Source organism: Flavobacterium sp. I3-2 (genome assembly GCF_013389595.1).
In the GTDB taxonomy this organism is placed as follows: domain Bacteria; phylum Bacteroidota; class Bacteroidia; order Flavobacteriales; family Flavobacteriaceae; genus Flavobacterium.
This window is the reverse complement of record NZ_CP058306.1, coordinates 2,036,796-2,055,155: the sequence shown is the minus strand read 5'-3', so window position 1 is coordinate 2,055,155 and position 18,360 is coordinate 2,036,796. Positions and strand designations below refer to the sequence as shown.

17 protein-coding genes are annotated in these 18,360 nt (G+C 31.5%); 4 read left to right on the top strand and 13 right to left on the bottom strand.

The annotated features are described in order from the left end of the window. Nucleotides 1-35: 35 nt before the first annotated feature. The 3 genes from HW119_RS09665 to HW119_RS09655 all read right to left on the bottom strand — a co-directional run bounded on the left by HW119_RS09665 (nucleotide 36) and on the right by HW119_RS09655 (nucleotide 3,837). Nucleotides 36-647 (bottom strand): porin family protein, encoded by a 612-nt coding sequence (locus HW119_RS09665; protein ID WP_177763864.1) that lies wholly within the window; start codon nucleotides 645-647, stop codon nucleotides 36-38. Nucleotides 648-724: 77 nt separating this feature from the next. Next, nucleotides 725-2,134: a DHA2 family efflux MFS transporter permease subunit gene (locus HW119_RS09660; RefSeq protein WP_177763862.1), complete on the bottom strand. Its 1,410-nt coding sequence runs from the start codon at nucleotides 2,132-2,134 to the stop codon at nucleotides 725-727. A gap of 59 nt (nucleotides 2,135-2,193) precedes the next feature. Next, nucleotides 2,194-3,837 (bottom strand): acyl-CoA carboxylase subunit beta, encoded by a 1,644-nt coding sequence (locus HW119_RS09655; RefSeq protein ID WP_177763860.1) that lies wholly within the window; start codon nucleotides 3,835-3,837, stop codon nucleotides 2,194-2,196. A 177-nt stretch (nucleotides 3,838-4,014) separates the two neighbouring features. On the opposite strand from HW119_RS09655, the gene HW119_RS09650 reads away from it, so the two are divergent. From HW119_RS09650 to HW119_RS09640, 3 genes are all read left to right on the top strand, one after another. Beyond that, nucleotides 4,015-4,659, top strand: a complete 645-nt coding sequence (locus HW119_RS09650; protein WP_177763858.1) for a DUF47 domain-containing protein — start codon at nucleotides 4,015-4,017, stop codon at nucleotides 4,657-4,659. 6 nt (nucleotides 4,660-4,665) lie between these two features. After that, nucleotides 4,666-5,769, top strand: a complete 1,104-nt coding sequence (locus tag HW119_RS09645; protein ID WP_177766613.1) for an inorganic phosphate transporter — start codon at nucleotides 4,666-4,668, stop codon at nucleotides 5,767-5,769. A 163-nt stretch (nucleotides 5,770-5,932) separates the two neighbouring features. After that, on the top strand, nucleotides 5,933-6,595 hold the full coding sequence (locus HW119_RS09640; RefSeq protein WP_177763856.1) for a hypothetical protein: 663 nt from the start codon (nucleotides 5,933-5,935) through the stop codon (nucleotides 6,593-6,595). A gap of 39 nt (nucleotides 6,596-6,634) precedes the next feature. On the opposite strand, the gene HW119_RS09635 is transcribed toward HW119_RS09640, so the two are convergent. From HW119_RS09635 to HW119_RS09620, 4 genes are all read right to left on the bottom strand, one after another. After that, nucleotides 6,635-6,967, bottom strand: a complete 333-nt coding sequence (locus tag HW119_RS09635; protein WP_177763854.1) for a HopJ type III effector protein — start codon at nucleotides 6,965-6,967, stop codon at nucleotides 6,635-6,637. Beyond that, the gene (locus HW119_RS09630) at nucleotides 6,967-7,797 is read right to left on the bottom strand and encodes a S1 RNA-binding domain-containing protein (protein WP_177763852.1); all 831 of its coding nucleotides are present in this window, start codon (nucleotides 7,795-7,797) and stop codon (nucleotides 6,967-6,969) included. The genes HW119_RS09635 and HW119_RS09630 overlap by 1 nt, the downstream gene beginning before the upstream one ends. A 162-nt stretch (nucleotides 7,798-7,959) precedes the next feature. Further along, entirely contained in the window at nucleotides 7,960-8,706 is a 747-nt protein-coding gene (fabG, locus tag HW119_RS09625) for a 3-oxoacyl-[acyl-carrier-protein] reductase (RefSeq protein WP_177763850.1), read from the bottom strand. A 64-nt stretch (nucleotides 8,707-8,770) separates the two neighbouring features. Next, nucleotides 8,771-10,072 (bottom strand): Na+/H+ antiporter NhaC family protein, encoded by a 1,302-nt coding sequence (locus HW119_RS09620; protein ID WP_177763848.1) that lies wholly within the window; start codon nucleotides 10,070-10,072, stop codon nucleotides 8,771-8,773. 230 nt (nucleotides 10,073-10,302) lie between these two features. Here HW119_RS09620 and HW119_RS09615 point away from each other — a divergent pair, with 230 nt between their 5' ends. After that, complete coding sequence (locus HW119_RS09615; protein WP_177763846.1) at nucleotides 10,303-10,794, top strand: hypothetical protein; 492 nt, start codon at nucleotides 10,303-10,305, stop codon at nucleotides 10,792-10,794. A gap of 46 nt (nucleotides 10,795-10,840) precedes the next feature. Here the strand turns inward: HW119_RS09615 and bshA are convergent, their stop codons facing one another. The 6 genes from bshA to HW119_RS09585 form a co-directional block, all read right to left on the bottom strand. Next, nucleotides 10,841-11,962 carry an N-acetyl-alpha-D-glucosaminyl L-malate synthase BshA gene (gene bshA, locus HW119_RS09610; RefSeq protein ID WP_177763844.1) on the bottom strand — a complete coding sequence of 374 codons (1,122 nt, stop codon included), beginning with the start codon at nucleotides 11,960-11,962 and terminating at the stop codon, nucleotides 10,841-10,843. A gap of 26 nt (nucleotides 11,963-11,988) precedes the next feature. Further along, entirely contained in the window at nucleotides 11,989-15,003 is a 3,015-nt protein-coding gene (locus tag HW119_RS16745) for a glycoside hydrolase family 3 N-terminal domain-containing protein (protein WP_255497853.1), read from the bottom strand. 79 nt (nucleotides 15,004-15,082) lie between these two features. Then, the gene (locus tag HW119_RS09600) at nucleotides 15,083-15,565 is read right to left on the bottom strand and encodes an ABC transporter ATPase (protein WP_177763842.1); all 483 of its coding nucleotides are present in this window, start codon (nucleotides 15,563-15,565) and stop codon (nucleotides 15,083-15,085) included. 2 nt (nucleotides 15,566-15,567) lie between these two features. After that, nucleotides 15,568-16,155: a hypothetical protein gene (locus HW119_RS09595; RefSeq protein ID WP_177763840.1), complete on the bottom strand. Its 588-nt coding sequence runs from the start codon at nucleotides 16,153-16,155 to the stop codon at nucleotides 15,568-15,570. A 1-nt stretch (nucleotide 16,156) separates the two neighbouring features. Continuing rightward, nucleotides 16,157-16,948 (bottom strand): (Fe-S)-binding protein, encoded by a 792-nt coding sequence (locus tag HW119_RS09590; RefSeq protein WP_177763838.1) that lies wholly within the window; start codon nucleotides 16,946-16,948, stop codon nucleotides 16,157-16,159. Between the two features lie 33 nt (nucleotides 16,949-16,981). Beyond that, a complete protein-coding gene (locus tag HW119_RS09585) occupies nucleotides 16,982-18,328 on the bottom strand; it encodes a (Fe-S)-binding protein (RefSeq protein WP_177763836.1) in 1,347 nt (448 codons plus the stop codon). Nucleotides 18,329-18,360: the final 32 nt, after the last annotated feature.

The window sequence follows — 18,360 nt, the reverse complement described above, 5'->3', positions numbered from 1 at the left end:
CTTTCTGAGAGTCAAATATTTAAAAATATAGTTTATTAAAATTTATAACCGACTCCAATTTGAGTCACTCCGTTTCTTGAATCGCGATAATAATCATTTGATTTTCCAACCTTAGTAATACCAAAATTGTATCGAGCATTAATAAAAAAACCATTAGATAAATCATAAGCTAGACCAGCTCCAATTCCAAAATCGAAAGAATTAACTTCATTTTTTAAATCGCGATTATTTTTAAATGTTTCGCCATTAACTGTTACTTCACCTTTACTTTCTGCTTTCACTAAAAAACCAAATTGTGGTCCAACTTCGATAGAAAAACCTTTGTAAATATAATATTTAGCAAAAATAGGAATATTAATGTATTCTAATTTATCATTAAATTGAGTACCTGATATACCAACTAACGTAACTGAATTATCATATTTAGCACCTTGAGTGGAATATATTAACTCTGGTTGTACAGAAAACTTTTCAGTAAATTTAATTTCAGCAACTGCACCTACATGAAATCCAGCTAACATTTTAGCCTTTGAAACGTCTGATAATGTAGAAAAATTAACACCTGCTTTTGGTCCAAATTTTACTTCTTGTTGTGCATTGGCAACATATCCAAATAAGACTAATGCAGAAAGAATAAGTTTTTTCATTTAATTTAAAGTTTTTCAATTAATGTAATTCTACGAATTTATCGTTTTTATTTAAAAAATTAAAAACATCTATTATTTTATTTCCCAGAAAATAGATTACCATCATTCTTTTTAAGTTTCGTAAAAACTAAAGTTGAAAGTGCCGTCAAAATTCCTAAAGTGATAAACGAATATTTAAAAGCAGTAATTGTATCGCCTTCAATAAATCCAGTGTAATTCTTAAAAAAAGATAATGCAAGAGCAGCAGCAGAAATTCCAAAACTCATCGAAAGTTGTTGCATAATGGCTAATAAACTATTTCCAGAACTTGCAGTTTCGTTATCTAAATCTGAAAGTGAAATGGTGTTCATCGAAGCCATTTGAATTGAATTTACAGCGCCATAAACTACCATCAGAATAACAAAATAAAACAAAGGCGTTTCTTTCGTTGCCAAGCTTATCGTTAAAATAATAACAGCTAGAATTAAAGTGTTGCTTATTAATACATTTCGATATCCAATTTTCTGAACTAAAGGAACTACAAAAGGTTTAATCAAAACATTGCTTAAAGCAGACGGAAGTAACATCAAGCCAGCAATGGTTGCCGAATATCCAAATCCAACTTGCAGCATCAATGGCAAAAGAAATGGAATGCCGCTTATTCCTAAGCGTGTAAATAAACTTCCAGATAATCCAATTCGCAACGTACGAATTCGGAACAATTTTAAATCGATGATCGGATCTTTTGTTTTTTTGGAATGTTTTATATAAAGAATAAAAAACAAAATTGACAAAGCAAGTAAGACAGTAACTAAGGTTAAACTCGAAATTCCAACACTAGATAATTCTAATAAAAAGGTGAAAATTACTAAAGCTAAACTAAAATACAACAAACCTACAAGGTCGAATTTTCCCACTTTATTAGTAAAATTAGGCATGAATTTTTGAGTTAAAAGAATACCTATCAAACCAATTGGAATGTTTACAAGGAAAATCCAATGCCACGAAAAATTATCAGAAAGATAACCACCTAAACTCGGTCCAATTACAGGTCCAATCAATCCAGGAATGGTCATGAAATTAATCACCTTTAAAAGTTGATTTTTTGGGTATGCGTATAAAATTGCTAAACGCGCAACCGGAACCATCATTGAACCGCCAATTGCTTGAATGATTCTAGAAATTACTAAAGTGGTTAAATCAGGTGAAATGGCACAAAATAATGATCCTAATGTAAAAACTGCAACTGCGAAACTAAACGTTTTTTTTGTACCAAACTTGTCAGAAAGCCATCCGCTTAACGGAATAAAAATAGCTAAAGTTAACGTGTAGCTAACAATGATTGATTGCATTTCTAATGGCGAATAATTCATGTCTTTTGCAATCGAAGGTAACGATGTGATTAAAATGGTTCCGTCTAAAGATTGCATAAAAATGGCCATTGCTGCCAACCAAGGTAAATATTTGTAAGGTATGTTTTGAGTTTCTTGCATTTGGGCTAGTTGCATTTATAAATAAAAAAGTCTATCATAAACGATAGACTTTAATATAGTATAAAATTAAGGAATTAAACTTGAATAACTCCTAAATTAAATTGTTTTTCGATTGGTGCATGATCTGCAGCTTCAATTCCCATCGAAATCCATTTTCTTGTATCTAACGGATCGATGATTGCATCTGTCCATAAACGTGCTGCTGCATAATATGGAGAAACTTGCTTGTCGTACTTTGCTTTTATTTTATCAAATAATTCTGCTTCTTTTTCTGGTGTAATTTCTTCTCCTTTTGCCTTTAAAGAAGATGCTTCGATTTGTAATAAAACTTTAGCAGCTTGGGCTCCACCCATTACAGCTAATTCTGCGCTTGGCCAAGCAAAAATTAATCTTGGATCATAAGCTTTACCACACATTGCATAATTTCCAGCTCCGTAAGAATTTCCTACAACAACGGTGAATTTAGGAACTACAGAGTTAGAAACAGCATTTACCATTTTTGCACCGTCTTTAATAATTCCGCCGTGTTCAGATTTACTTCCAACCATGAAACCGGTAACATCTTGTAAGAAAACCAATGGAATTTTTTTCTGATTACAATTAGCAATAAAACGAGTAGCTTTATCGGCAGAATCTGAATAGATTACACCACCAAATTGCATTTCACTCGGTTTGGTTTTAGCAGCAGTTGTTTTTACGACTTTACGTTGATTGGCTACAATTCCAACAGCCCAACCGTCGATACGTGCGTAACCAGTTATGATTGTTTGTCCGTAGCCTTCTTTATATTCTTCAAATTCAGAACCATCAACTAAACGTTTAATGATTTCTTTCATATCGTATTGTTCACTTCTCGATTTTGGTAAGATACCATAAATATCTTCAGGGTTTTCTGTCGGATTTTTAGCTTCAATTCGGCTATAACCAGCTTTATCAAAATTTCCGATTTTATCAACGATGTTTTTAATTTTATCTAAAGCATCTTTATCATCTTTAGCTTTATAATCGGTAACTCCAGAAATTTCGCAATGTGTTGTTGCGCCACCTAAAGTTTCGTTATCAATTGATTCGCCAATTGCAGCTTTAACCAAATAACTTCCTGCTAAGAAAATACTTCCTGTTTTATCAACAATTAAAGCTTCGTCACTCATAATCGGTAAGTAAGCACCACCAGCAACACAACTTCCCATCACAGCAGCAATTTGTGTAATTCCCATGCTACTCATAATAGCATTGTTTCTAAAAATACGTCCAAAATGTTCTTTGTCAGGGAAAATTTCGTCTTGTAACGGTAAATAAACTCCAGCAGAATCAACTAAATATATAATTGGTAATTTATTTTCAATGGCAATTTCTTGCGCTCTTAAATTTTTCTTACCTGTAATCGGAAACCAAGCACCTGCTTTAACAGTTGCATCGTTTGCTACAACAATACATTGCTTACCCTTGATGTAACCAATTTTTACAACAACACCACCAGAAGGGCATCCGCCGTGTTCTTGGTACATTTCATCACCTACAAAAGCTCCAATTTCAATCGATTTTGAATTTTTATCAAAAAGATAATCAATACGTTCTCTAGCTGTTAGCTTTCCTTGTTCATGAAGTTTAGCAATTCTTTTTTCACCTCCGCCTAATTTAACTTTAGCTAATTTATTTTTTAAATCTGAAAGTAACAGTTTATTATGATCTTCGTTTTTATTGAAGTTAATATCCATTTTTTATAATTTTTGATGTAATTCGGTTTAATGGTTGCTAAAATACAAATTTGATTTTATATACAACGATTTTTTGAGAAATTGATATTTAAAAGTAAAATACAAAAACACCTTTAACTTAACGATAACTTAACATTGACTTATTATATTTGCACTCGAAAATATAAATAGATAATTATGTCATTAAATTCAATTTTTCAGTTTTTAGTACCAAAAGATAAAGTGTTTTATCCTTTGTTCCAAGAGATTTCTCTTAAACTTAAAGTTTTATCTGAAACTCTGCATGAAGCATTAACTCTACCGAGTAAAGATAGAAATGAGTTATTAAAAGAGGTTGAAGTTTTAAAGTCTGAAATTGAAACGATTGCTCAAAAAACAAGAGTTGAATTAGGAAGAAATTTTATCACTCCATTTGATAGAGAAGATATTCATGCATTAATGACTTCGATTGATGAGGTTGCAGATAATATGAGTGATGCAGCTTCTCGTATGCGTTTGTATCAAATTGATAAAGTAACTAAACCTTTACGTAAGCTAACAGAAGTTAATTTAGAAGCTTGTTCAGAAATTTCTTCTGCGGTTGATAAATTAAACAACTTTAAAAATTTAGATAAAATTGCTGAAAGCTGTAAAAATATTTACCGTTTAGAAAGAAAAGCAGATAAAGTTTTTGATAAAGCGGTTGCTGATATTTTCGAAAACGAATCAAATGTAATGGATATCATTCGTTACAAAGAAGTTATGATGGCTTTAGAATTCGCAACAGATAGTTGTCGTAAAGTTGCTAACGTTTTAGAAGCAGTTACAGTTAAATACGCTTAAAAAATGATGGAAGCTTTTTTAGATATTTTAGGCAGACCCGAAGGGATAATGCTTTTAGTTATCATTGTGCTTGCTTTAGGATTTGATTACATCAATGGTTTTCACGATGCTGCAAATTCAATTGCTACGATTGTAACTACAAAAGTATTGACTCCATTTCAGGCTGTTGTTTGGGCTGCATTTTTTAACTTTGTCGCCTATTTTATTTCACTTTATATTATTGGTGAGTTTAAAATCGGTAACACGATAGCTAAGTCTGTAAACGAAAGTTTTATTAACTTAGAAGTTATTTTTGCAGGATTAGTAGCTGCGATTCTTTGGAATTTAGCTACTTGGAAATTAGGAATTCCATCTTCGTCATCACATACTTTATTAGGTGGTTTCATGGGAGCTGCGGTTGCTGCTGCAGGATCTTTTACAAGTGTGATAAATGGTGTTGAGGTAGATGTTATTAACTATTCTAAAGTTGTTCCTACATTTTTCTTTATTTTCGGAGCACCTTTGTTAGGTATGATTTTAGCGTATTTCATCACAGTTGCAATCATGTGGATTTGTAGAAAAGCAAATCCTCATAGAGCAGAAGTTTGGTTTAAAAAATTACAATTAGTATCTTCAGCTTTATTCAGTTTAGGACACGGTGGAAATGATGCGCAAAAAGTAATGGGAATTATTGGAGCTGCGGTTATTTACTACCACTTAAATGTTGATATGGACCCATTATATACAGTTGGTGGAGATAATTTTAAAATATTTGTTGACCATTGGTATTGGGTTCCTTTAGCATCCTTCTTATTTATTGGTTTAGGTACTTTAAGTGGCGGTTGGAAAATCGTGAAAACGATGGGTTCAAAAATCACTAAAGTTACACCATTAGAAGGTGTTGCTGCTGAAACCGCTGGTGCTGCTGCGTTATACGTTACTGAGCATTTTGGTATTCCGGTTTCTACAACACATACAATTACAGGTTCTATTATCGGAGTTGGAATTACAAAACGTATTTCAGCAGTTCGTTGGGGAGTAACCATTAGTTTGTTATGGGCTTGGATTTTAACTATACCAGTTTCTGCTTTAATCGCAATGTTAGTGTATCATATCGTAGTATTATTCTAATATTTTTAAGTAAAAAATCAAATTAAACTGTCTCAAAAACGAGGCAGTTTTTTTTTACTTAATTTTAAAAAGAAGTTTTTATTGTTCATTAAAAGAAAGTTTTTCTCTAAATTTATTATTTAACTTAAAATTTATATGTTTGTAAAACACATAAAACTTAAACATGGGATATAATATTTCAGGTATCGTTATTAATAAATGTCTTAAAAATCGTGAGTCAGATTTATCAAACATTCTTCGTTTAGATTTAGAATATGATTGCGAAGTAGATTTTGAAACAGCTTCAGAAAACTGGAAAGATGATGGGATTATAGATGTATATTTTGGTGATAACGGAACTTTTATTTTTACAAATTTTGAGTTATGTTACGATGAAAGCTATTTTTACCCTGAATCTCAAACCTTAACTTTTACCTTTTCGGAAACTTCAATGGCATTTTATTTTGGTTATTCAATAAATGAAAAATTAATTCGTTCAATAATGTACGCCGAAAACGAAATTATTTTTGAACAAGGTCTACGCTTAAAAATTGAAGATGAAAACGAAGATGTTTCTGAAGTTATTTGGAAACAAATCGAAATGGTTTTTGGGAAAAGTTTTTGGGAAATTGAACTCGAAGAAAAAGCTAAACGTTATCGAATCAAAAATACAACAGAAATTGAAGAGCCAATTATTAAAGAGAATACGGCCCCAATTAATAATCACTCAAAAAATATAGCTTCAAAAAGCAATGGTTTAATAAAATTATATATTTTAGTTTCCTTAGCTATTCTTTTAATATTTGGCTTAATATATGTTATTTACAGCCTTTTCATGTTACCATAAACTAAAAATGCACTTCAAATCGAAGCGCATTTTTTTCATTTATTTAAGTTCTAAAACTTGTTTTTCGAATGCTAGTTTGTCCCAACCGTGAATCATAAATTGACGGATGTTTTGATGATTGGTTTCTGTTGGTGTTTCTAAAACCGATTGATAATGTTCTACAAACAATTGCAACGTATCTTCTTTGGACAAATTATTTAATTTAGCAAAAGCAAAAACTTTGGCACTTCCTTGGTTTTCATTTTCTGCATTAACCTGACTTCCGTTTGTAAATGCACCTGGAACATACGAATAATTTTCTTCAATAAAAGCGATTACATCTACAAATGAAATTTGCTTATTTTCTATCTTATTTAATAAATCTTGAATCATTAGTCTAATAAATAAATTCCGTTTTCTTTGATTTCGATTTTCTTTTCTTTGTACAATGTTCCGATGGTTTTCTTGAACGTTTTTTTACTCATATTCAAAATCTGCTTGATTTCTTCTGGATGACTCGAATCGTTTAAACCTAAAAATCCGTCGTTATATTCAAGTTCATCTAAAATGATTTGAGCATATTTTTCTACTTTTTCATAACCAAGTTTGGTACGAGAAACATCGATTTTTCCGTCAGGACGAATGGTTTTGATATATCCGATAATGCGGTCTCCGGTTCTTAAATCTTCGAAAACCTCATTTTTGTACATCAACCCTTTATGTTTTTCGTTGATGATTACGTTTATTCCTAAATCGGTAATATGCGAAACAATTAAATCAACCTCTTCTCCTACTTCAACCGTAATATTATCGTTATTTAAATATTGATTTAATTTTGAAGAACCAACCAAACGATTCGTTTTTGGGTCTAAGCTCATGTAAGTTAAATAGCGTTTATTCACTTCCATCGGACGTGCTTGTTCTTTAAACGGAACAAACAAATCTTTTTCTAATCCCATATCCATAAAAGCTCCGAATTCATTAATGTAATTCACTTTTAATAAAGCAAATTCATTCAAATAAATTTTAGGTTCTAATGTGGTAGCAACTGGTCTTTCTTCGTGGTCAAGATAAACGAAAACAGTAATTTCTTCATTAAATTCATATTGAGCCGGTAAATATTTTATTGGTAGTAAAACATCGGTTTCGCCATCAGTTAAAAAACAACCAACTGTAGTTCTTCTATCAATTCGTAAAGTATTGTATTCGCCTAATGCAATCATAAAATTAAATTTTCACAAAAGTACGAAGTTAAAAGATATCTTAAGCTACAATTTAATATATAAGATAAAATTAACATCAGATTAATCGTTGAAGTGAATCGAAATCAAAAAAAAATGAAGACAAATTGCCTTCATTTCTGTTTTATAATTATTTAAATGCGATTAGGTTAACATACCACCATCAACATTTAAAACTTGACCTGTAATATAAGCTGACATATCTGACGCTAAGAAAACACAAGCATTTGCAACATCTTCTGCAGAACCTCCGCGTTTTAAAGGAATTGCATCTGCCCAACCTTTAACCACATCGGCATTTAATTTAGCTGTCATTTCAGTTTCGATAAAACCTGGAGCAATTACGTTACAACGAATATTACGAGAACCTAATTCTAAAGCAATTGATTTTGAGAAACCAATTACACCTGCTTTAGAAGCTGCGTAATTTGTTTGTCCAGCATTTCCTTTAACTCCAACAACAGAACTCATATTGATAATAGAACCTTTACGGTTTTTCAGCATCGTTTTTTGTACTGCTTTTGTCATATTAAAAACCGATTTTAAATTCACATCAATAACAGAATCAAAATCTTCTTCAGACATACGCATTAACAAATTATCTTTTGTAATTCCAGCGTTATTGATTAGAATATCGATATTTCCGAAAGTTTCTAAAACTTGGTCAACTAAAGTTTGCGCTTCGTTAAAATCTGCCGCGTTAGATTTGTATCCTTTTGCAGAAACTCCTAAAGCTACTAATTCGTTTTCTAAAGTTTTAGCCGCTTCTTCTGAAGAACTGTAGGTGAAAGCCACATTTGCACCTTGTTGAGCAAATACTAAAGCAATTCCTCTTCCAATTCCGCGTGTAGCTCCTGTAACAATCGCTGTTTTTCCTTCTAATAATTTCATTGATGAAATGTTTTATTTTTCTAAATATAGGCAAATATAATTCTTTTGATGAAATTTCAAAGAATTATGCTTTTGAAAGATTTGGTTTTACACGATTTTTCACATTCAAAACGATAGAAATAACAGTGATAATAAATAAAAATAAGATGTAGTAACTATTTGATAATAAATCAAAATAACCCATTTTTTTATCGACCAAACTAAGTAAAATCAAAACTTGTGCTCCGTATGGAATTATTCCTTGTATGATGCACGAAAAAATATCTAAAACAGAAGTTGCCTTCGCTTTTTCGATTTGATAATCTGTTGCGATTTTTTTTGCAATCGGTCCAGAAACGATAATAGCAACGGTATTATTTGCAACAGCCAAATTCACCAAAGAAACCACTAAAGCAATTGCAGCATTTGCAGACCTAGAACCTTTAATTATTTTTTGGATGTGATTTATGATATAATCTATTCCGCCAGCTTTTTCAATTAAAGCCGCCAATCCGCCAGTTATTAATGAAAGTAAAAATATTTCGTTTACCGAAAGAAAACCATCATACACCAATTTCATATAATCGATAAATAAAATTTCCGTCGAAAATAATCCGATTGTAATGGCTAAAATGATACTTATAATCAAAACTAAAAAAACATGTAATCCTAAAATTGATAAAACAATAATGGTTACGTACGGAATCAGCAAATAATATTGGCAGGAATACGCCATTTCAACCGTTTCAGAATTTTGTGGCTGCGTAAAATAAATGGCTATTACAGTTAAAAATGCAGCAGCAAAAGCCAGTTTAAAATTGGCAATAAATTTATCTTTCATCTGACAATCCATCACTTGAGTTGCTGCAATTGTTGTATCTGATATCAACGATAAGTTATCGCCAAACATCGCACCGCCTAATAAAGCTCCTGCCATCATCGGCAAAGAATCAGGTGAATATTCTGCTAATCCAACAACAATGGGTCCGAGCGCAACGATACATCCAACGGAAGTTCCGATAGAAAAAGACAAAACACACGAAATGACAAAAACACCAATAATAAGAAATTCTGGTGTTATATTTCCAATTCCTAAAGCAACCATAAAATCTGTTGCACCAATTGCTTTTGTAACCGTTGTAAATGCACCAGCCAACAGATAAATGATACACATGGTTATTATTTTAGAATCACCACAACCTTTAATAAATGTTTCGATTTTGTTATTTAGCGAATCTTTAAACAACACAAATGCAACTAAAACACCAATTAAAGCAGCAATTGGCGAAGGAAATTTATAAAAATCGTTATAATAGATTCCGCTTCCAATAAAAACAATGATAAATACAATTAGAGGGAATAAAGAAATAATCTTAATGTTTTTCATTTATATAAATAACTACTAAATTTTAAATTCATAGGAAAATTTTCTAAATTATCAATTTAAAAAAAATAATTCAGTAATAAAATACTTTCAAAAATCAATTGTATGAAAAATTTTCAAAATCAAAATTAAACTTTTAAATGAGAAACGATTCCTTTTTTTAAAAAATAAAGATGGTTTAATTTGACATCGATTATGAATAATCTTATTTTTGAAGACAAAATAAATTAAATATGAAAAAAGTAATTTTATGTTCAGTTATAGCATTTGCAGGATTATTTACGGCTAATGCACAAGAGCAAGTTTCAAAAAACACACTTGGATTACGTTTAGGAAGTAACGATGGTTTTGGATATGAAATTTCGTATCAAAGAGCTTTAGATACAAAAAATCGTTTGGAGATTGATTTAGGTTGGAGAGATAGCAATTATACAAACGCAGTTAAACTAGTTGGTGCTTACCAATGGTACTGGAATTTAGAGAAAGGCTTATTTTGGTACGCTGGTGTTGGTGGTGGAATTAGCACTTGGAATTATGACAATGGATATGTTGAAGGAAGTGGTGCAACGCTTTTAATTGCTGGACAAGTTGGTATTGAATACAATTTTGATTTTCCATTACAATTATCACTTGATTTTCGTCCAGAATTATATTTAAATGATAATAAATATAGAGATGATAGCTTTGGTCCTGATATTGCATTAGGCGTACGTTACAAATTCTAACAAAAAAATGAGTTCCGAATGGAACTCATTTTTTGCTTCTTATTTTTTATTTCTCTAAAGCTTTGAAATAGATTGCTTCGTACATCGGAACAATTTTATCAACGCTAAATTCTTTTGAATGTGCTAAAGCATTCTGTTTAAATTTCTCTAATGTTTTATCATCTTTAAGAATCTTAATTGCATTTGCAACCATATCATCTACATCACCAATATCACTTAAAAAGCCGGTTACACCCTGAACATTAACTTCTGGTAATCCACCAGCGTTTGATGAAATCACAGGAACCGAACATGCCATTGCTTCTAAAGCTGCTAATCCAAAACTTTCGGTTTCTGACGGAAGTAAAAACAAATCGGAATATTTTAAAATACTATCTACTTCGTGTGAATTTCCAAAGAAGATAATTTTATCAAAAATACCTAACTCTTGTGCAAGCTTTTCGGCATCTGCTTTTTCAGGTCCATCGCCAATCATCATCAGCTTTGCAGGAATTTCTTTTTGAATTCCGTAGAAAACTTTGATAATATCTTGAATACGTTTTACTTTTCTAAAATTACTAATATGCGTTACCACACGTTCATTTGGAGTAGCAAATAAACTTCTTCTACATTTATGTTCAATCACTTCAGATTTATCTTCTATAAAATTCGGAATAACCGCAATTTCTTTTTGCGTTTCGAACAATTCGTAAGTTGATTTTTTTAAATCTTCTGAAACCGAAGTAACATAATCAGAATTATTAATACTAAAACTCACAGCGGTTTTGTAGAACGGATGATTTCCTACCAAAGTAATATCGGTACCATGTAAAGTAGTTACCATCGGTAAATCTATGCCTTGTTCTTTCAACATTTGTTTGGCCATATAACCAGCAAATGCATGAGGAATTGCGTAATGAACGTGTAAAATTTCAATTCCGTATAATTTAACCATATCGACTAATTTGCTCGACAAAGCCAATTCATAAGGTTGATAGTGAAATAACGGATATTCTGGAACATTCACTTCATGATAAAAAATATTCGGATTTAACAAAGCTAAACGAACCGGTTGACGGTACGTTATGAAATGAACTTCGTGTCCGCGTTGCGCCAATTCCAAACCTAATTCGGTTGCAACTACACCACTTCCTCCGAATGTTGGGTAACAAACAATTGCTATTTTCATATATTTTATTGAGTAAAAACGTACTCTTATTTTTTAATTGATTCGTAAATCACTTTTTGAATATCTTCTCGAACATTAGCTTTTGACAATTTGTTCTCGTCTGCATTTGGATACGTTCGATTTGACAAAAATACGTAAACCAAATCATATTCTGGGTCAACCCAAGTCATGGTTCCAGTAAATCCGGTGTGACCGTAACTTGATGATGAAGTACATCCACAAGTTGGTCCGCTATTTCCTAATTGCGGTTTATCAAAACCAGCACCTCTTCTATTTCCTTTTTCGCAATAATAACAGGTATTAAAATCGTTTAATGTTTTTGCAGAAAGAATTTTAGAATTGTTTTTTAAACCAGCATCTAAATAAAATTGCATCATTTTAAATACATCAGTTGAAGTTCCAAACAATCCAGCATGTCCTGCAACTCCACCAAACATGGCAGCTCCCATATCGTGAACGTAACCTTGAATCAAGGTATTTCGATAATATGTATCAAGTTCTGAAGGTGCTATTTTACTCATATCCATTTTCTGTAACGGATTGTAAGTTAAACCAATATTTAATGGTTTGTAAAAAGTTTCTTCAACCAACACATCTAAAGGTTTGTTGTATTTAGTTTCTACAATTTCCTTTAATAAAATAAAATTTAAATCGCTGTATTTATAGGTTTTATCACCTAATTTCGAATCTTTAATTTTATCTAAAATCACATTTTCATATCCTGCTTTTAAATATAAATTTTCACTTACTTGAATCGGATAATCTTTTGAAAATGTTTTACGGTAAAATTTATCACTTGGTTTTCCGTTTTCTAAAGTTTCTTTATAGAATGGAATCCAAGCCGGAAAGCCAGATTGATGTGTAAGAATTTCTTTTAATGTAATATTTTCTTTGTCGGTATTTTTAAAACGAGGTAATAAATCACCTAATTTATCTTCGAATTTAATTTGTTTGTCTTCATACAATTTCATTACCATCGGTAAAGTTCCAAGAATTTTAGACAAAGATGCTAAATCATAAACCGTTTCGTTTGTTACAGCTCCTTTTTTATTATAGGTTTGATAACCGTATGATTTATCAAAAACCACTTTTCCGTTTCTTGCAACTAAAACTTGAATTCCTGGTGTGTTTCTGTTTGCAATCGCTTTTTCGGCAATTTTATCGATTTCGGCTAACTTTTTAGTGTTTAAACCTTCAGCTTCTGGAGTCGAATAAACTACTTTTATTTTGTTTTCGACAATTTCATCTTTTGGATTTTGAACCAAATCGTTATAACGAACCAATGCAATATCTTCTGTCTCAGGAATAGTTCTTACAGGTGCAAAACGTTTGTGTTTAAATTCGTTTTTGATGTTGTCTTTTTCTGTACTCGATGCAGATAAATCAATTCCGTCGTTTACTGCATATTTAGAATTTAAAGAAACAGGCAATTTACCATCAATATCTTTTTCTCCAAATAAAGCTTGAATAGCAGCTTTATGACCAAATTTATTATTCTGATAAGCTAACAAAACAGCTTCAACATTATCAAAATTATTCATCGTCGAAAGTGCATACGGACGAGCAAATGAAACTAAAACAGTTTTATTATCTTTTGCAATCTTATTGATAGTTTCAATTTCTTTAGCTGTAAGTTCGTGTTTCTTCCAAACACCATCAGCTTTATGATAACCAATAATTACTTTATCATATTCTTTTAAAAATTCACCATTATCACCAATTGTTGTCGGATAAAAAACTTCGACATCAACTCTGCGCTTTAGTTCATCTTCAAACGGAGAAGCAACATCATCTCCTAATTTTACATAAGCAATTTTAGTATCTGCTTTAAGAGGTAAAACACGTTTTTCATTTTTGATAAGCGTCATCATATTTTCATATAATTTTTCACTTAACAAATCGTATTTAGGTTGATTTAAATCTTCATACAGATTTTTTATTTCGATTGGTTTGTAATTATTTAAACCTGCTTGATATTTATAAGCTAAAATTTTCTTTACAGATTCTTCTAAACGTTTATCTGTAAATTTATTTTCGGCATAAGCTTGATGAAACTTTTCGATAGCTAAAGGTACATTTTCAGCAAATAACAAAACATCGTTACCTGCGATAAATGCAGCTACATCAATATCTCCAGGCGATTTAAAATTAGATGCTCCTTTCATATTCAACGCATCAGTAAAAATCAAACCTTCAAATCCCATTTCATCTTTTAACAAAGTCGTAATGGTATTGTATGACAAGGATGTTGGAACACCTTTTTCTGGTTCAAGTGAAGGCACATCTAAATGTGCAACCATAATACTTGCTAAACCGTTTTTGATTAATTTACGATAAGGATAAAGTTCAACATCTGTCATCCTTGTTTTAGAAAAATCTAAATGAGGAAGTGCATGATGCGAATCTGTTGAAGTATCTCCGTGACCAGGAAAATGTTTCGCGGTTGCAAATACATTTTGACTTTGAATTCCTTTAACCAAAGCAATAGCACGTTCTGAAACGTTCTCTTTAGATTCTCCAAAAGAACGATTTCCGATTACCGGATTTTTTGGATTAATATTGATATCAACAACTGGCGCAAAATTAAAATGAACTCCAATTCGTTTAGCTTGTTCACCCATTTGTCTTCCCATCATTTCGATAAGACTCATATCCTGAATCGCACCTAAATTCATATTCCAAGGATAAACATAAGTCGAATCTAAACGCATTCCTAACCCCCATTCGGCATCAATACCAACAAACAACGGAAGTTTAGCATTTGCATTTAATTTATTGGTTATTTTAGCTTGACGAACTGGTCCGCCTTGAAAAAAAATAACTCCACCAATATTTTGATTTTTAACTAAGTCAAGTAAAGCATTTACGTGTTTTTCGTCACGGTTTGAATAAGCTGCCACCATAAACAATTGACCAACACGTTCATCAAAAGACATTTGATTATAAACACTGTCAACCCAAACTTTTTGTGGTGTAATTTTATTTTTTTGCGCAAAAGAAACGCTCGATATAAAGATTAATATAAGTGATTTAAATTTCATAAGCATTTTTAAAAAAAATCATCTTCAAAAATAAGCTTTTGAAGATGATTATAATAATATTTTAAGAAATAATTAAACTCTAAAAAAATCGACTATGCCAACTTTCTGATGCCGGAACTTCCCAGAATTCATCAAACTCTTCAATCGTATTCACAAGATTATTAAATACAATTGTGTTTCCGTTTACAGCTTTTTCTTTAGCCATTTTTTTGAAATCGATTAGTGATTTATGCGCAATGAATTCACCCGTTTTATAGGTAACATTCATCTTATCTAATAAATCAACTTTAAACTTTTGTTCTAATTCTTGAATTACGCGAACAGATGCATCAATTGAACATCCAGAAGCAGGATGATTTTCTTGGTTAACAGCCAAAACTATAAAACGATTGTATTTTATAGTATAAGAGGCTTGTAAAGGTGTACTATGAGCAGCCCAACTTTCGACAAATTTTTTTAAAACAATGTCTGCTTCTTGAACTTCTTCATCTGACAATTTTCTTTCAGATTGGTAAATCCAAATTTTTGAACTCTTTGGTAATTCTTCAAATGGAATAAACATATTTATATTTTTTCTATGTATGAAACAATTTTGTAATTTATATATCGACCAATTTTAGCATTATAAATTTCAGATACATAATACGAAACTTCGATTTGGTCGTTATTTTTTAAAATTCCGTCAGTCAATAAATAAGCCGTTTCAAAATTATTAAATAAAATAAATTCAGAACTTTTTCCTGAAGGTTCTTTTATCGTAAAGGTTAAGAATTCTCCTTTTTGAATTTTACTAATTTTTCCTGAAACACTCAAATAACTTGTTTCGATTTCGGTTGTATCGTTTTCAAAAATATCAGCAAAAACATGAGGACATTTCAACGCCATGTGCATGCCTAATTCTTCTCCGATTCCTTGCATTCCAGATTGGTCAGAAAAAAAATCTTCTCCAAAATGATAGGTAACTTCATCTTGATATTTACCAATTGATTTTAACATATAAATCCCCAACATACCTTCGTTGGTAATTTTCACATCCAAATCAGAAACTTGATTACAGAAATCTTCAGAAATTGCCCCTAACAATTCAATTTTAGTCAGCTTTTGAGCTTGAGCAAAATTACAACATAATAAAAAAAGAAGTAAAGATCTCATTTTATAAATCTTGTGCATTAGCGATTAATTCAGCAACATCTAAAACCTGAATTTCACCTTCTTTATGATTAAACTTCACACCATCAGTTAACATGGTATTACAAAACGGACAACCTGCTGCAATGATATCTGGTTTCACTTCAAGTGCATCATCCGTACGCTCCATGTTTACATCTTTAGTACCTTTTTCTGGCTCTTTAAACATTTGCGCACCACCAGCTCCACAACATAATCCGTTTGCTTTAGCACGTTTCATTTCAACCAACTCCGCATCTAATTTCTGAATTAAATCACGAGGTGCTTCGTAAATTTTATTTGCACGACCTAAATAACAAGGGTCATGAAAAGTAATTCTTTTTCCTTTAAACTGACCACCTTCGATAGTCAATCTACCTGATTCTAATAATGACTTTAAGAACTCAGTATGATGAACCACTTCATATTTTCCGCCTAATTCAGGATATTCATTTTTTAAAGTATTGAAACAATGCGGACATGCAGTTACAATTTTCTTCACTTCATAAGCGTCGAAAACCTGAATGTTCATTATTGCTTGCATTTGAAAAGCAAATTCATTTCCTGCTCTTTTTGCTGGGTCACCTGTACAAGATTCTTCAGCGCCTAAAACAGCGAATGAAACGTTTGCTCTATTTAAAATTCGTACAAATGCTTTTGTTATTTTCTTTGCTCTATCGTCAAAACTTCCAGAACATCCTACCCAAAATAAAACTTCAGGTTGTTCTCCTTTTGCCATCATTTCGGCCATTGTAGGCACTATTAAATTTTCTGACATATTCTTTATATTAAGTGATATAAATTCGATTGATTAATTTTCGTCTTTCCAATTAAGACGATCCATTTGATTGTATTGCCAAGGTGCTCCATTGTTTTCAATGTTTGTCATCATGGTATTTAATTCCATTGGTGCCGCACTTTGTTCCATTACTAAGAATCTTCTCATATCCATGATAATTGATAATGGACTGATTTCGATTGGACATTCTTGAACACAAGCATTACAACTTGTACAAGCCCAAAGTTCTTCTGGAGTAATATAATCGTTTAATAAAGATTTTCCGTCATCAATGAAAGTTCCTTTATTTGCATCGATATTTTTACCAACTTCTTCTAAACGATCACGCGTTTTCATCATGATGTTACGAGGAGATAATTTTTTACCTGTAATATTTGCCGGACAAGATGAAGTACAACGACCACATTCTGTACAAGAATACGCATTTAATAATTGAACCCAATTTAAATCTTGTACATCAGAAGCTCCGAATTTTGCAGGAGTTGCATCAGCATCTGGTGCAGGAGCAGCAAACGGATCAGCATTTGGATCCATCATTAACTTAACTTCGTTTGTAACAGATTGTAAATTATCTAACTGTCCTAATGGACGTAAATTTGCAAAATACGTATTTGGGAAAGCTAATAAAATATGTAAGTGTTTAGAGAAATACAAATAGTTTAAGAAAGCTAAAACCATTGCAAAGTGTCCCCACCAACCTACGCGTTCTAAGAAATGTAATGTTCCTTCAGACATAGATCCGAAAATAGCTGGACCTAAATGCTGTGAAATTGCAAAACCGAATGAACCTTGAGTTCCGTTGGCATAATGAGAAGCTCCCATATTATATAAAGCTTCATCGGTTCCATTCATTGTAAAAATGCAAAACACCAAAACAAGTTCCATCATTAAAATGATATTACCATCTTTTTTTGGCCATCCTAAAAGTTCTTCTTTATTTAAACGAGGAAGTTTAAGTAAATTTCTTCTTGATAAAAATGCAATTGTAGCAATTAAAGCTCCTAATGAAACAAGCTCAATTAAACTGATGATAAATGTGTAAAGTTGGCCTAACGAATCTTTAAAAACACGGTGTGTTCCAAAAATTCCATCGATAAAAATTTCTATCAATTCAATTTGAGTAATGATAAAAGCCACATAAATCGCTAAGTGTAAAAGCGCAGGAATTGGACGCGAAAACATTTTCTTTTGTCCAAAAGCTATAAGTAGCATATTTTTCCATCGTTCAGATGGATTATCAGTCCTGTCTACAGATTGACCTAGCTTGATGTTTCGATAAATCTTTTTGGCATTGATTGCGAAAAAAGAAATACCTACTACAGCTAAAGCTATAAATAAAATACTGCTTAAAATTTGCATTCGTGTAATAAATTAATTGTTGTTTTTTGTTT